At 58.0% G+C, this 15,443-nt stretch carries 11 protein-coding genes; 9 read left to right on the plus strand and 2 right to left on the minus strand.

From position 1 onward, the window contains the following. The first annotated feature begins 1 nt into the window (after position 1). The 3 genes from ACR0C3_RS20330 to ACR0C3_RS20340 all read left to right on the plus strand — a co-directional run bounded on the left by ACR0C3_RS20330 (position 2) and on the right by ACR0C3_RS20340 (position 4,655). Positions 2–694, plus strand: a complete 693-nt coding sequence (locus ACR0C3_RS20330) for a hypothetical protein (RefSeq protein ID WP_480760216.1) — start codon at positions 2–4, stop codon at positions 692–694. Continuing rightward, positions 691–2,532 carry a V-type ATP synthase subunit A gene (locus ACR0C3_RS20335; protein WP_480760218.1) on the plus strand — a complete coding sequence of 614 codons (1,842 nt, stop codon included), beginning with the start codon at positions 691–693 and terminating at the stop codon, positions 2,530–2,532. Before ACR0C3_RS20330 ends, ACR0C3_RS20335 begins: the two co-directional genes overlap by 4 nt. Before the next feature lie 380 nt (positions 2,533–2,912). After that, positions 2,913–4,655: a sugar phosphorylase gene (locus ACR0C3_RS20340; RefSeq protein WP_480760220.1), complete on the plus strand. Its 1,743-nt coding sequence runs from the start codon at positions 2,913–2,915 to the stop codon at positions 4,653–4,655. Here ACR0C3_RS20340 and ACR0C3_RS20345 read toward each other — a convergent pair. After that, complete coding sequence (locus ACR0C3_RS20345) at positions 4,633–5,868, minus strand: glycosyltransferase family protein (RefSeq protein ID WP_480760222.1); 1,236 nt, start codon at positions 5,866–5,868, stop codon at positions 4,633–4,635. The genes ACR0C3_RS20340 and ACR0C3_RS20345 overlap by 23 nt on opposite strands. An 18-nt stretch (positions 5,869–5,886) precedes the next feature. Further along, the gene (locus ACR0C3_RS20350) at positions 5,887–6,663 is read right to left on the minus strand and encodes an HAD-IIB family hydrolase (RefSeq protein ID WP_480760224.1); all 777 of its coding nucleotides are present in this window, start codon (positions 6,661–6,663) and stop codon (positions 5,887–5,889) included. A gap of 263 nt (positions 6,664–6,926) precedes the next feature. On the opposite strand from ACR0C3_RS20350, the gene ACR0C3_RS20355 reads away from it, so the two are divergent. The 6 genes from ACR0C3_RS20355 (at position 6,927) to ACR0C3_RS20380 (ending at position 15,436) form a co-directional block, all read left to right on the plus strand. After that, on the plus strand, positions 6,927–7,826 hold the full coding sequence (locus tag ACR0C3_RS20355) for a LysR substrate-binding domain-containing protein (protein ID WP_480760226.1): 900 nt from the start codon (positions 6,927–6,929) through the stop codon (positions 7,824–7,826). 93 nt (positions 7,827–7,919) lie between these two features. Beyond that, positions 7,920–9,971 (plus strand): ABC transporter substrate-binding protein, encoded by a 2,052-nt coding sequence (locus ACR0C3_RS20360; RefSeq protein ID WP_480760227.1) that lies wholly within the window; start codon positions 7,920–7,922, stop codon positions 9,969–9,971. A gap of 89 nt (positions 9,972–10,060) precedes the next feature. Continuing rightward, positions 10,061–11,053 carry an ABC transporter permease gene (locus tag ACR0C3_RS20365; protein WP_480555242.1) on the plus strand — a complete coding sequence of 331 codons (993 nt, stop codon included), beginning with the start codon at positions 10,061–10,063 and terminating at the stop codon, positions 11,051–11,053. 1 nt (position 11,054) lies between these two features. After that, the gene (locus tag ACR0C3_RS20370) at positions 11,055–12,218 is read left to right on the plus strand and encodes an ABC transporter permease (protein ID WP_480760228.1); all 1,164 of its coding nucleotides are present in this window, start codon (positions 11,055–11,057) and stop codon (positions 12,216–12,218) included. After that, entirely contained in the window at positions 12,218–14,152 is a 1,935-nt protein-coding gene (locus ACR0C3_RS20375; protein ID WP_480760229.1) for an ABC transporter ATP-binding protein, read from the plus strand. The genes ACR0C3_RS20370 and ACR0C3_RS20375 overlap by 1 nt, the downstream gene beginning before the upstream one ends. Positions 14,153–14,248: 96 nt before the next feature. After that, a complete protein-coding gene (locus tag ACR0C3_RS20380; RefSeq protein WP_480760230.1) occupies positions 14,249–15,436 on the plus strand; it encodes a 2-aminoethylphosphonate--pyruvate transaminase in 1,188 nt (395 codons plus the stop codon). The last annotated feature ends 7 nt before the right edge of the window (positions 15,437–15,443 follow it).

The following is a 15,443-nucleotide window of genomic DNA, read 5'->3' on the forward strand; positions in this document are numbered from 1 at the left end:
CATGTCGGACCCCGACGCCTATATCGCTTTGATCAGCAGCCTGCCGGGCTCGGAACGGCTGTTCGTCGCCAAGCAGCCGCCCTTGTCGCGCCTCCGCCTTGAACGGCGCTTGATGGCGCTGACATCCGAGGACGCGCGCGTTTTGAAGGCGTTGGAGCATGCTCTGAACTGGAGCGGCTATGACATGGACGTGACGGATGCTCAGGCGATCAAGCGATGCAAAGAAGCACTAGAAGATACGCCGCAACCAACTTTGCGGAAGATCCTTGTGGAGCGCATGGATCTGCGAACTGCCGTTGCCGCACTGCGCCTGCGTAAACAAGGCGGCAGCCCCCCGTCAGGGGTGTTCGGAATGGGGCGTTGGAGCCGACACATTCCGGAGAATTGGGGCGACCCGCATTTCCGTCTTGAAGGGGCGATGCCATGGATCAAGGACGCGAAACAGCTATTGGAGGCCGAAGATCCACTGGGCCTGGAGCGGTTGCTCTTGTCGGTCAGTCACAAGCAACTGAAACGGCACGCATCTCGTCACTACTTCGATTTCGAAGCCGTGGCGATCTATGTGCTGAAATGGAACATTTTCGACCGCTGGGCGCAAAGCAACGCGCAGGACGCGGCCAAGAGATTTGAGCATCTGGCGCAACAGGCCATGGCCGATGTCGCCGATATCGATTTTGAGGGAGCATACGCATGACCGCCCCAACCCCCGCCACACAGACCGCCACCGCCCGCGTCGTTTCGGTGCAGGAGGGGCTGGTGCAGATCCAAGCCAACGCCGACGCCTCGGGCCAGCCCGGACAGCTGGTCAAGAACGAGGTGGTATTCATCCTGCCCACGCGCTCCGGCCCAGGCGGCAGGCAAGAGCGTCTAAAGGCCGAAGTATTGCGCGTACGCGGTGATACAGCGGATGTTCAGGTCTATGAGAGCACCGACGGTGTCGCCGTCGGCGATCCGGTAGAACAATCGGGCCAGTTGCTGTCGGTCGAACTCGGGCCGGGCTTGCTGGGGCAGGTGTTTGATGGCCTGCAATCGCCGCTGCCCAAGGTGGCTAGCGAGTTTGGAACATTCCTGCCGCGCGGGGCAGACGTAGCCCCTCTGGACGATCAGGCAAAATGGTCATTCACGCCGTCGGTCAAGGTCGGGGATACGGTCACAGCGGGCGACAGCATCGGAACGGTGCCCGAAGGCCACTTCAGCCACAAGATCATGCTGCCCTTCAATTGGACAGGCGACTACAAGGTCGTTTGGGTCCAGAAGGGCGCGGCCACGATCCACGACATCGTTGCCCGGCTGGAGGATGAGCAGGGTGGCGAACACACACTCACCCTTTCGCAGAAATGGCCGGTGCGGCGCCCCTTGCCAGAGAGCATCCTGAAACGCGCCCTGTCCGAACGCCTCTATCCGACCGAGCCGGTTCTGACCTCGCAGCGCCTGATTGATACGTTCTTCCCAATCGCCCGCGGCGGAACGGCCTGTATTCCCGGCCCGTTCGGAGCGGGCAAGACGGTGCTGCAAAACCTGATCGCGCGGAACGCCAAGGTAGATATTGTCATCGTCGTGGCCTGTGGCGAACGCGCCGGTGAGGTGGTCGAGACGATCCACGAATTCCCCAAGATGACCGACCCGACCACCGGCGGCAGCCTGATGGATCGCACGATCATCATCTGTAACACCTCCTCGATGCCGGTCGCCGCACGCGAGGCCTCGATCTTCACCGGCATCACGCTGGGCGAGTATTACCGCCAAATGGGCTATGACGTTCTGCTGATCGCCGACAGCACTAGCCGCTGGGCACAAGCGATGCGCGAAACCTCTGGCAAGCTTGAAGAAATTCCGGGCGAGGAGGGGTTTCCGGCCTATCTGGAAAGCTCGATCAAGGGTTTGTACGAACGCGCGGGCGCGTTGAAAACCAATGATGACGATCTGGGCAGCCTAACCCTGATCGGGACGGTGTCACCTGCTGGGGGCAACTTTGATGAGCCGGTGACGCAGTCCACTCTTTCTACCGTGAAATGCTTCCTCGGCCTGTCCTCGGAGCGGGCCTATAAGCGGTTCTATCCGGCCGTTGATCCGATGCTCAGCTGGTCGCGCTACACGGATCAGCTTTCCGACTGGTATGACAAGAACGCGGAACCCGGATGGACAGGTAAGGTCCGGGACCTGCTGGCCCTGATCGAAAAAGGTGAGCAGGTCGACCAGATGATGCAGGTCACCGGCGAAGAGGGTGTCACCATCGAGGACTTTGTCACCCAACAAAAGGCGCTGTTTGTGGACATGGTCTACCTGCAGCAGGATGCTTTTGACCAGGTGGACGCAACCGTGCCGCTGGAGCGGCAAAAGATTACCTTCAAACTGGTCTACGATGTCACCCAGTCGAGTGCCGATTTCGCCGACAAAGCCGAGGTGCGGCAGGTGTTCACGCAACTCACCGGATTGATGAAAAACTTTCACTACGCAGCCGAGAACACGCCGGAATTCAAATCAATCTGGCAACAGATCACCGATCTCTTTCATGAAAAATTCGGGGTCTGAGGAGTTGCTTGCCATTGAGCACATAACTCGGACTTGTGAGGACAATGCATGTGAGGTTTCTGGTCGGGCGAGTCATCGTTCCCAGAGCTGTTGCAAACTTTTGACAGCCCAAAGTGCCTTGGCTAGCCGGAGCACGACTTTCGAAGTCATCGCGCTGAGAACCAATCCAAGATTCCGTCAAAAGTAATCGATATCCGAAGGATGCTATGCGCGATGGCCACATCGCAAGCGCGTTATTTTTTCTTTGACATCGACCAATTTACAGGCAGATGGATCGATAAACCTCGAGATGGTGCGCAGCTGGAATTGGACTTGTTTGACAGATCTACTGCTCTGGCGAACAATTGGCATTTGACGAAGCCGAGCCAAGCACAATTACCATGAGCCAGAATTTCTCCCGGCGACTGACGGATCTTCTGATCCGTATCTACCCGGACCATGACCATGCAGAATTATCCGAGCAGATTGTGCAAGCGTTCTGGCCGTCCGGACACCACCAAAGAAAGCAGGGGCGAAAGCCCGGCAATGGTCTGTGGTCCGAGCGAGACAGTGTTCTGATCACTTATGGCAATTCCATCGAGGACCAGGTCCACAAACCTCTGGACTTGTTGCACGATTTTCTTGTGCGTCATCTGCAAGGGGTCGTGAACGGCGTGCATATCCTGCCATTCTTTCCCTTCACATCCGATGATGGGTTTGCGGTTTCGGATTACTACAGCGTCAGCGCGCAATTGGGGGATTGGCCAGACATCACGCGCATCGCGGATGATTTCCACCTGATGTCGGACCTTGTACTCAACCACGTGTCCAGTCAGGGGCTATGGTTCAACAACTACCTGCAGGGAAAGCCGCCGCATGACAGGTTCTTCTTCGAGGCTAAGCCTGAAGATGATCTGCAGCCGGTAGTACGGCCCAGAACCACCCCGCTTTTGCGTCAGGTTGAAACGAGCCGTGGCGACCGTCACGTCTGGTGTACTTTTAGCCACGATCAAATCGATCTGGATTTCCGCAATCCTGAGGTTCTGATCGAAATGCTGCGGATCATCCGACTGCATATCGACAAGGGCGTGCGCATCCTGCGGCTGGATGCCGTGGCCTTCATCTGGAAAGAAGTGGGTACGACTTCGATCCACCTTCCTCAGACGCATGCCATCGTGCAACTGCTTCGGCTTCTTTGCGATTTCGCGACAGAGACTGTCGTACTGCTGACCGAAACCAATGTTCCGCGTACAGAAAACTTAAGCTATTTCGGCAATCGGAACGAGGCGCATGCGGTTTACAACTTTCCCCTTCCTCCCTTGATCCTGCACGCCATGCAGTCTGGCACGGCACGATACTTGCGTGACTGGCAGGCGGCCATGCCCCCGGCGCAATTGGGGTGTGCCTATCTGAATTTCACCGCCAGCCATGATGGTATCGGGATGCGGCCCGCAGAAGGGCTGCTGCCACCCGAAGAAAAAACGCGGATGATCGACACCGTGCGAAGGCTGGGCGGACTGGTTTCCATGCGCGCCTTACCGGATGGTCGCGAGGAACCTTATGAATTGAACTGCGCCTTTTTCGAGGCCATGCGCGCGACCTTTGACGGTGAAGACCAATTTCACCTGGCGCGTTTCATCTGTTCGCAGACCATCGTAATGTCACTTGAGGGCATTCCCGCTTTCTACATCCATTCACTGTTGGCTACCCCCAACGACCATGAGGCGGTTGAACGTCGCGGGATGAACAGGGCGATCAACCGGCATCGCTGGCACTATCCGGACCTGCTGTCAAAGCTCGCTGATCCTGGATCGGATCAATCCCGAGTGTTGTCGGAAATGTCTCGCCGGTTGCGCATTCGCGCGCAGCAGTCGGCGTTCCACCCGAATGCGACGCAGTTTACCCTACGGCTTGACGAAAGGGTTTTTGGAATTTGGCGGCAGAGTCTGGATCGAAGCCAATCCATTTTTGCCTTGCACAACGTGTCTGCGGATCACGTGCAGATCAACCCGACAGAGGTAAACCTGATTGCAGAAGAAACGTGGATGGACGCCCTGACCGGCGAGGTCTTTGGTGCCAATATGTCCGAATTCTCACTGGCGCCTTACCAGTGTCGCTGGATCACGAACGCCCCTGCGGTGTGAACTCATCCAGATCCAGCGCGACCGCTTCGCTCAGGTGGTGCAGGAACTCGGCATCTGCGGCATGGACCCGGTTCCATGTCGGGATAAACGGCGTCTCATGGGGGTTCTCCAAAAAGACCCGCCCGGCGCGGATGATGTTTTCGGCAAAGAGCTCGATCGACTTTTCCTCGGTGTGGCGATCAAGCGCCAAGCCGTTCATCTTTGCATCGGTATAGTACCCCTCAAGCAAATCCAGAGCCGAGCGATAGTAGGTCGCCTTGAGGGTCCGGAATGTGTTTGTGGTGAATACGGTGCCATCTGCCGCCAGTTTGCGGAAAATGGCCTTGCATATGTCGGTCGACATCCGGCTTAGCCCGGTGTTGGCATCCTCGGGCGACAGCTTCTGATGCTTGTGATCGTAATTGTCGGCAATCTCGACCTGGCAGACGGATTTGGGCGCGAGGTTCCTCCAGGCCTCAGATAGAACGCCGATTTCCAGCCCCCAGTCCGACGGGATACGTAGATCGGGCAGGGTCGGGGTGCGAATGGCAAACTCGCCTGACAGCGGATACCGGAAACTGCGCAGGTAATCGATGTAGTCTCGATCTCCGATCACCTTCTTCAGCGCGATCAGCAAAGGGCTGACCAGCAGCCGCGTGACACGGCCGTTCAGGTTGCCATCGCCGATGCGCGGATAAAAGCCTTTGGCCATTTGGAACGGGAAGGTCGGGTTGACCACGGGGTAAACCAACCGATCCAGCAAATCCCGTTTGTAGGTCACGATATCGCAGTCGTGTATTGCCATGACCGAGCTGTCGGCGCAGGCCAGCAGATAGCCGATGCAAGACCAGACGTTTTTGCCCTTGCCGGGTTCCTGTGGTGCAAGGCCAAGGTCGCGCAGCCGTTCTTCCAGCTGCAACATCCGGGGGCTGCTGTTCCAGATCACAACATGCTTCTGGGGCAAACGGTCGAAAAACGCTCTTGCGCGTTGGTATTGTTCTGCGTTGGCCTGATCTAGCCCGATGATAATGCGATGCAGGTAGCTGACCTTGGACAATTCGTCGATAATCCCCGTAAGGGCTGGACCTTCCAGTTCTGAGTAGAGACAGGGCAGGATCAGCGTCACCTTGCGCGTTTCGGCAAAGACAGAGACTTCGTGCACCAGATGCTCGGCCGGACGGCTTCGCAGGTTGTGAAGCGTGGTGATGTTTCCGTTTTGATGGAAGTCTGCCATTTGGGCTGCCTGTCTTGGTTAACTGTCTTTGTGATCGGCTGCGGTAAGGGTCAGAATGGCCTCGGCCCAGCCTTCGGGGCCTTCGCGTGTGGTTCTGAATATCCGCCGCTCGGCTTCGGGTGCCTGGACCGGAATGGACGCGCCATGCCCGTTTGCGACAACGACACCGGTGTCGGCGGCCAGGATCATTTCCAGATCATTCGGTGCATCGCCAAGCGCAATGGTTCTTTCGGGTTTCAACTGGCGGATCACGTCGGACATGGCATCCGCTTTGGTCTTTCCGAACGACAAAGTGAGAAATCGACCGCCTTGGCGGGCATGCAGGCCGTACCGCCCGGCCTCGGACAGAAACGCATCAAGATCCTCAGGCGTGCCATCCCACACGCCCGGTTCGCTGAAATGCCGATCCTGGGCTTTCTCTGCCTCGACGAGATCAAGGCCGGTCCTGTCGCTCACCTCCTGCACGCTCATATCTGCAAAACCGCGAAAGCCGGGTTGGAGGTGTTGCAGGATATTCAGAATGTTCAGATATTCAGAGGGTCCAACGGTTTTTGGGTGGCCCGGTGTCAGAATGCCAGCCCCATTTTCGACGATCGACGGCATGTTCGAAAAGCCTATGGCTTGGCGCAAGCCAATAATCTCGGCAGCGGTTTTACTGCTGGCTAGCACGAGCCCCGCGCCAATGTCCCGAAGCCGCTTTAGCGCGGGTTGTGCGGCGTCCCAGCTATAGTCTTGATGGTTCAGCAGAGTACCATCGAGATCGGAGAAAACCAGAAGTGGCAGGCGTTGGAGCATGGCTTCTGACTAGCATCCGAGATTGCGCGGCTACATCTCAAATCAGAAGAAGACGCGAGTTTTCTGTTTAAAAAATCAGCATACAGGCGAGAACGATTAAGAATTAGGCAATCTAGGCCGGTAAGTTCTGACTTAACCCGCTCCCATGCGCACTGGACGGGCGGGAAATGAAAACGGATAAAGCTAAGAAAGCGTATCCGGGCATTGAACTTTGTGTCTGTTCCGGATCACCTGCACGACAGCGCGAGCGAAGGACGCCAACCATGCCCAGCAACGTAGAACCGAGCATCCGCCAGCTCAAAGCGCTTGAGGCGGTTGCCCGCACCGGCAGTTTCACGGCTGCGGCAGAAGAGTTGGGCGTCTCTCAACCCACGGTTTCCAACCTGATCGTCGCCTTGGAGCGGCAAACCGAGTGTCGCTTTTTGCGGCGGGGCAACAAGGGTATTGAAACCACCGAAATGTTCGAAACACTGCGTCCGCAGATCAAGGCTCTGCTGGCGTTGAAGTCCGAGGTCGATCTAGCGATTGGCGCGCGGAAAGACCTGAAGTCGGGCAGTTTTTGGGTGGGCTATTCAACCTATCAGATCGCTATGCCTCCAATTGCCCGATTTATCCAGACCCATCCGGGTGTCACCCTGAATGCGCGTGCCATGGCCAGCCTCGACCTGATGCCCTTGCTGCGCACGGGTGATCTGGATGTCGCCTTTGTCACCGCGCGCGAACCGCTGGAGACGATGCATTGCCAACAAGTTGCCTCGTTCCGGATCGGCATTGTGGCCCAAAGCGAAGGCACGTTGCGGGACGTCGAAAGCCTCAGTTGGGCCGATGTCGGGAAACTGAGACTGATACAGCGTGAGCCGAATGCCGGTACGCGTCAGATTTTTGAACGCGCAGCCTCAGAAGCTGGTATCGCGCCGGATACCATTCTGGGCCTCGGCTCCTGGGGGTCGATCACCTCTCTGGTCCGGGCTGGCGTAGGCGAGGGGGTAGGCTTCGAATCGGAGTTGGTGGCCGCCGACAAGGATCTGAAATTCATCCCGATTAACGATCAAAAACTAAGCGCTCATCAGTTTCTAGTTTCGATGCCCGCCATGGCTGCGTCGGCCACCGTCCGGCAATTCTATGAAATTACTCAAGAAACTTTGGCGAGTACAAACGAATAGGAATAGCATAGTTTAAAGCTATAAACCCTCACTCATTATTAAACTGTTACAATAGCCCCTTAACCGGGTCGTCGAACAAACCTGGAGGTTGTCATGACGATCCGTCATATTCTGATGTCCACTGCCGCGACGATGATTGCGGTTCCCGCGCTGGCAAATTGCCCGGTCCCCACCGTCGCTGATCCAAAGGGGCTAGAGCCCGCGTTCCCGCAGCAATTGGAACTGGCCGAGCTGCAATCGACCGCATCCTGCACCCTGGAATTCTCGGAAAACCCGGCGATTGCCGACCTTAACGGCAAAATCCTTGGCAACGCCGACTTGGCCGCTGTCGCAGACCGCCTGCCGGCCGAGCCTCTGGTCGTGATGCCCTATGAGAGCATCGGCCAATATGGCGGCGCAATTACTGGCATTTCGAAAGCGACCGAGTCCGGCACGTCGGACCTTCTATCCGTACGCCACGTGAATTTCGTGCGCTATGCGGATGACTTGCAGACGGTTGTGCCCAACGTCGCCAAGGCTTGGGACTGGAACGAAGACAAAACCGTTCTGACGATCACGCTGCGTGAAGGCCACAAATGGTCGGACGGCGAACCCTTCACCGCCGAAGATGTTGCCTTTTGGTACAACGACCTTCTGTTGAACACCGACATTCTGGAAAAAACCCCGGATCGCTGGCTGTTTGCAGGCGAGCCGATCAATGTTGAGGCGGTTGACCACGTGACCGTCCGCATGACCTTCCCGGTGCCGACGCCGGGCATTCTGAACCGTTTTGCCGTCGACTATGGCCAGCCGTTCCAGCCCAAGCATTTTCTGGGCCAGTTCATGCCCAAATACAACGAAAACGCCGATGCGCTGGCGCAGGAATACGGTTTCGCCAACGGCGCCGAGGCAGTTGATTTCTACTACGGCGGCTCGGATTGGAAAGACGTTCCCTCGCCGCTGCTGAAAGACGCCGACAAAGCCGCTGCGATTGGCCGTGCGGTTGTGCCGACGCTGGAAAGCCACATCGTTGTAGAAGAGACCTCGGAAGGCCGCAAACTGGTGGCGAACCCCTATTTCCACCAGGTCGACACTGCGGGCAACCAGCTGCCCTATATCAACGAAATCGTTGAGAGCTATGTCAGCGACAAGGAAGTTCAGAACCTTAAGGTCATGAACGGAGAGGTTGTCTGGAAACAGCAGGCGATCTTCCTGGAAGACTTCCCGCTGCTGAAAGAGAACGAAGGCAAAGGCGGCTACACGATCCAGTTCGCGCCGACACTGGGTGAAAACGTGTTCTTCTCGTTCAACCGCACCCATAACGACGAGGTGCTGCGCGAAATCTTCAACGATGTACGCTTCAACCGTGCCATGTCGTTGGCGATGAACCGTGATGAAATCAACGAGATCGTCTATCTGGGTCAGGGTACTCCGATGCAGGGTGTTCCGGCCGAGCCCAAGACTGTGTCGTTTATCTCGGATGACGTGCTGACCAAGGACATTGCCTATGATGTCCAAGGCGCCAAGGCCCTTCTGGCTGAAATGGGCCTGAGCGACAGCGATGGCGACGGCACGTTGGAGCGCCCGGACGGCAAGCCTCTGGTCATTCGCCTTGTCTATTCCTCGCAGGGTGTGCCGGTGAAAATGATGGAGCTGGTGCGGGATTACTGGACCGCCGTGGGCGTGCGCGTTGACCTGAAAGAGGTTACCTCGGACGAATACCGCGCATCGGGCAACAACAACGATCTGGACCTGACGACCTGGAAGTATGACGGCAACGCCGGCCCGACCATCTCGCAGGATACCACCGTTTTCGTGCCGCCCTTTGGTGACTTCTTCAACCCGGGCACCGGTGCCAAATGGGCAACATGGAAACAAACCGATGGTGCCGAAGGCGTCGAACCCCCAGCCGATATCCAGAAGCTGTGGGAGCTGAGCGAGCGGTTCATCCAGGCTGAGTTCGGCTCGGACACCAGCAACGAAATCGGGGCGGAAATCGTCAAGATCCACACTGACAACATGCTGAAGATCGGCACCGTCGGTGACATCGTTGCCCCCTTCCTGTGGCGCAACGACCTGCAGAACGTCAAACCCATCAAGTCGAAAACCTACGACTTCTACTGGACCTACCCCTACCGCCCCTCGCAGTGGTGGCTGGAACAGTAACCCCCATACGGGTTTGACACTTTCCTCCGGGGCGTTTGCAGCAGACGCCCCGGAGTTTGCAGTCCAAGCTGCAATCTCGGGACAGACGCATGCTCAGATTCACCGCCGAACGATTAGTAGGAATGGCCATCACGATGCTTCTGGTGTCGATGATGGTATTCCTGATCATGGAAATCCCGCCCGGAGACTACGCGGACCGCTACGCGTTCCGGAAATACTCGGGCACCGGGGTCAACGTAACCGAGGCCGATGTGCAGGCCATCCGTCAAGAGCTGGGTTTGGACAAGCCGATGTTGCTTCGGTATTTCGACTGGATTGGCGGTATCGTTCTGCGCTGGGATTTCGGGCAGGCATTTGCCTTTGAAACCTCGGTCACCAAGGTGATCGGTGACAAGGTTTGGCTGACCGCAGGCATCCTGTTCGCGACGCTGATCCTGACCTATCTGATCTCGATCCCGGTTGGGATCTACGCGGCCGTGCGGCGCGGTTCGGCCATTGACTATGGTCTGACGATTTTCTCGTATCTGGGCCTCGCGCTGCCGAACTTTTTGCTGGCGCTGGTCATGCTGTATTTCGCCAACCGCTGGTTCGGGGCGGATATCGGTGGCTTGTTCTCGGCCCAGTATCAGGACGCCCCGTGGAGCGTGGCCAAGGTCTGGGACATGCTCAAACATCTGTGGTTGCCCGCGGTGGTTCTGGCCTGGTCAGCGGTGGCCTATCAAATCCAGACCGTGCGCGCGACCATGTCGGATGAGCTGAACAAACTGTCCGTCACCGCAGCCCGCGCGCGTGGAGTGCCCGAGCGAAAGCTGCTGATCAAATACCCGGCCCGACTGGCAATCAACCCGGTCGTTTCGACCATCGGGTTTGACGTGAACCGCATCTTTTCCGAGCTGCCCATCGTGGCCGTGGTTCTGGGCCTGACCGAACTGGGTGAGCTGCTGCTGAAAGCGTATCTCGACCTTGACATGAACGTTGCAGGCGCGATCCTGCTGATGCTGACCTTTGCCATCGTGTTCATGAATTTCCTTTCCGATCTGCTGTTGGCGTGGCTTGACCCGCGCATCAAGCTGGGGGCGTGACATGACCGATATGACAGATCCCGAGATGACCCCGGCCCAGCGCCGGGCTGCGGAAAAAGAACGTCAGCAGCTGCTGAAATACTATTCGGCCTCGCAATGGACCCTGATCTGGTGGCGCTTCAAAAAGCACCGTGCCGCGATGTTTGCCTCGATCCTGCTGGGGCTGATGGCGCTGGCCGGTTTGTTTGCCGAGATCGTCGCCCCCTATGGCCCGGTCACGCGCGATACCTCCTACATCGAAGGTCCGCCGCAAATCCCGCGCTTTTGCGATGACAATGGATGCTCTATCGTGCCCTTTATCAACGGCACCAAGACCGAGCGTGATCCGGTGACCCTGCGGGCCGTCTCGGTGCCCGATCCCGACGTGCGCAACTATCTGGGGCTGTTCGTCAAAGGCGAACCGGTCAAGGTTCTGGGCTTTATCCCAACCGACCGCCACCTGATCGGCTTGCAGAACCCGGAGGCCAAGATCCATTTCTGGGGCACGGATGATCTGGGGCGGGATGTGTTCTCGCGCACCATCTATGCCACGCGGACGTCACTTTCGATTGGTGTGATCGGGGTGCTGATCTCATTTGTACTGGCGCTGATCATCGGCGGGATTGCCGGATATTTCAGCGGTCTCATCGATAACGTCATCCAGCGCGTGACCGAGGTGATCCGCGTTGTACCCATCATCCCGCTTTACATGGGTCTGGCCGCCGCCATGCCTAAGGAGTGGTCGACCACACAGGTCTATTTTGCGATGACACTGATCCTTGGCCTCTTTGGCTGGCCGACACTGGCACGGCGCATCCGGTCTCAGCTTCTGTCGATCCGGAACGAAGACTATGTGGTTGCGGCCCGACTGGCCGGCGCGCGCCCCAAGCGCATAATCGGTCAGCACATGCTGCCAAGCTTCACCAGCTTTATCATCGTCGATCTGGTGATCTCGTTCCCCTACATGATCCAGTCGGAAACCGCGCTGTCCTTCGTTGGCCTGGGCTTGCGCCCGCCGTCGGTCTCGTGGGGTGTTCTGCTGCAACAGGCGCAATCGGTGCGCGCGATCGAGCAAACCCCTTGGCTGTTCATTCCCGCCGTATTCGTGGTGGTGGCCGTTCTGGCCTTCACCGTGATCGGCGATGGGCTACGCGACGCGGCTGATCCTTATGCGGAGGCGAAGTGATGGCAAACATCCTCGACGTCAAAAACCTGACCCTGTCTTACCGCACCGATGAAGGGCTGATCCAGCCAGTGCGCGATGTTTCATTCTCGCTTGAGAAGGGCAAGACGCTGGGTATCGTGGGCGAAAGTGGCTCGGGCAAATCCGTGTCGACCAAGGCGGTGATGCAGCTGCTGCCCGGCATTGCCAGCATCGATCAGGGGTCCGAGATCAACTACGTCATGAAGGACGGCAAATCCGTCGATCTGGCTAAAATTCGCCCCCATGATCCACGGATGGGCGTGATCCGCGGCGGCGAGATCGGGATGATCTTTCAAGAGCCGATGGCCAGCTTTTCGCCGATCTACACCATCGGCAACCAGATCATGGAAGCGATCCAGCTGCATCGCGGGCTGAACAAACGGCAGACGCGCGAGCTGGCGATTGAGATGTTGGACAAGGTGGGTATCACCAACCCCTCTGCCCGCGTGGATCAATTCCCGCATGAGATGTCGGGTGGCATGCGCCAACGGGCAATTATCGCGCTGGCCCTCTCGGCGGGTCCGCAGTTGCTGATCGCGGATGAGCCGACGACCGCGCTGGACGTGACCATTCAGGCGCAGGTTCTGCAACTGATGCGTGATCTGCAGACCGAGCTGGGCATGAGCATGATTTTCATCACCCACGATCTGGGTGTGGTCGCTCAAGTCGCGGACGACATTGCAGTGATGTATAAGGGCGAGATTGTCGAGCGCGGCACCGTTCGCGAGGTCATCAACAACCCGCAACAGGCCTATACTCAGCGCTTGCTAGACGCGGTTCCGCGGTTGGATAAGGTCGTCCCGCCCGCGCCGTTGAAGAAGGCCAGAAAGCTGATTGACGTTAACAATTTGGGCGTCGAGTTCGAGGTGCGGAAGAAGAAACTGTTCCGAACCGAGGTTGAAACGGTCCGCGCGGTTAGTGACATCACCTTCGACATCCTCAAGGGCGAAACCGTGGGTCTTGTCGGCGAAAGTGGGTCGGGCAAAACCACCGTTGGTCGCGCGATGCTACGCGCCATTGATCCCAGCGAAGGCGAGGTGATCTTTCACCGCAAGAAAAAGGGCGATATCGACCTTGCCCACGCCTCCGAGGCTGAGCTGCGCGCGGTGCGCAGCAAGATCAACATGGCGTTCCATGAAGGGCCGGTTCAGTTGCACAACATCGGTGGCAACTTGCTACGCAGCTTCCGCCCAGAAATGAGTCTTGTCTTTCAGGACCCGTATTCCTCGCTGAACCCGCGCATGACGGTGCGGGATATCATCGCCGAACCGCTTGTGGCCTCGGGCCTGATGACAGACCGGGATCAGATCGACGAGCGGGTGCGCGAGATCGCGGCGCGTTGTAAAATCGATCTGGAGCATCTGCGCCGCTTCCCGCATGCGTTCTCCGGTGGGCAGCGGCAGCGGATCTGCATTGCGCGCGCGCTGGTTTCCAAGCCCAAGTTTGTTGTTTGCGACGAATGCGTTTCGGCGCTGGATGTGTCGATTCAGGCCGAGATCGTCGCGCTTTTAAAGGACGTGCAGGCCGAACTTGGTGTCAGCTTCCTTTTCATCGCTCATGACCTGGCGGTGGTCGCACAGATCTCGAACCGGGTGGCGGTGATGTATCGGGGGCGGTTCATGGAGTATGGCCCGACTGACAAGATCTTTTTCAACCCGCAGCACCCTTACACCAAGGCGTTGCTGTCCGCTGTGCCGCATCCCGATCCTGACGCCGAATTCAAACCGATCCGTTTTGAAGGCGCCATGATCCACCCCGTTGCCTCCAATGGCCCGGACGGGGTGTCGCTGCGTATCCCGAAACAGCCCTCGGACGAGCCGATCCAGCTGGTAGAGGTGGAGGAGGGGCATTTTGTTGCCTGTCATCTGGACCAGCACGTGACCACGGAAAGGACCAAGGCGCTTGAACCCGCTTAGCCGGTCGAAATGCCCTTGCGGGGGTCACTGGAAAACTGTAGCCACGCCATAGCTCAAACCTATGTTATGGCAGCCGTCATATAGAAGATGAATGACATGACTGATCAAACCCAAAAACTGCCATCGCCGCATTTCGGTGAGCCGTATCTGTTGACTCCGGGCCCATTGACCACGTCGCTGCCAGTGAAAGAGGCGATGCTGCGCGACTGGGGCAGTTGGGACGCCGATTTCCGCGCGATGACGGCCGAATTGCGTCGTCGCCTGCTGGATATTCTGGGTCAGGACAAAGCCCGCTATGACTGTGTGCCTTTGCAGGGCAGCGGCTCTTACGTGGTTGAGGCGATGCTGGGCAGCTTTGTGCCCAAGGACGGCAAGGTTCTGGTGTTGTGCAACGGCGCCTATGGCAAACGGGCGGTGCAGACGCTGGGGTATCTTGGCCGCGATTGCGCCATAATCGACATGGGGGACTATCTGCCACCGCGCGGGGATCAGGTGACAGATGCGCTGCAGGCCGACCCCGCGATCACGCATGTGCTGGCCATCCATTGCGAGACCAGCTCGGGCATCCTCAACCCGCTGCAAGAGATCTCTGACGCCACGCAAAAGGCTGGCCGCAAGCTTTTGGTTGATTCCATGTCGGCCTTCGGTGCTGTTTCGCTCGAGCCGCATGTGATCCCGTTTCAGGCCATGGTCAGCTCGGCCAACAAATGCATCGAAGGCGTGCCGGGCTTTGGGTTCGTGATCGCCGAAACAGATGCGATCAAGGCGGCGGAAGGCAACAGCCATTCGCTCAGCCTGGATGTTCACGCCCAATGGGCCGCGATGGAGAAGACGGGCCAGTGGCGCTTTACCCCGCCGACGCATGTGGTCGCGTCCTTCATCGAAGCGCTGCGCGCGCATGAGGCCGAGGGCGGCGTCGCTGCACGGGGCGCGCGGTATCTTGAAAACCGCAAGACGCTGGTCAAAGGGATGCGCGCGCTGGGCTTTGTCACATTGCTGGATGATGAGTGGCTGTCGCCGATCATCACCACTTTCTTCTGCCCAGATCATCCACGTTTTGCGTTTCCGGATTTCTATAACCGCATGAAAGCGCGCGGATTTATCCTGTATCCTGGCAAACTGACCGCAGCCGAAAGCTTCCGGATTGGCCATATCGGACAGGTCGATGCGCATGTGATGCAAGCGGTCGTTGACACCGCAGCCGAGGTGCTGCGTGACATGGGGGTCGACTGTGCCAGACCCTCGGACGAAACACTCAAACAGAAACAGGTTGAACCTGCCTGACGAAAGG

The sequence above is a fragment of the Ruegeria sp. CK3 genome, from assembly GCF_056536565.1.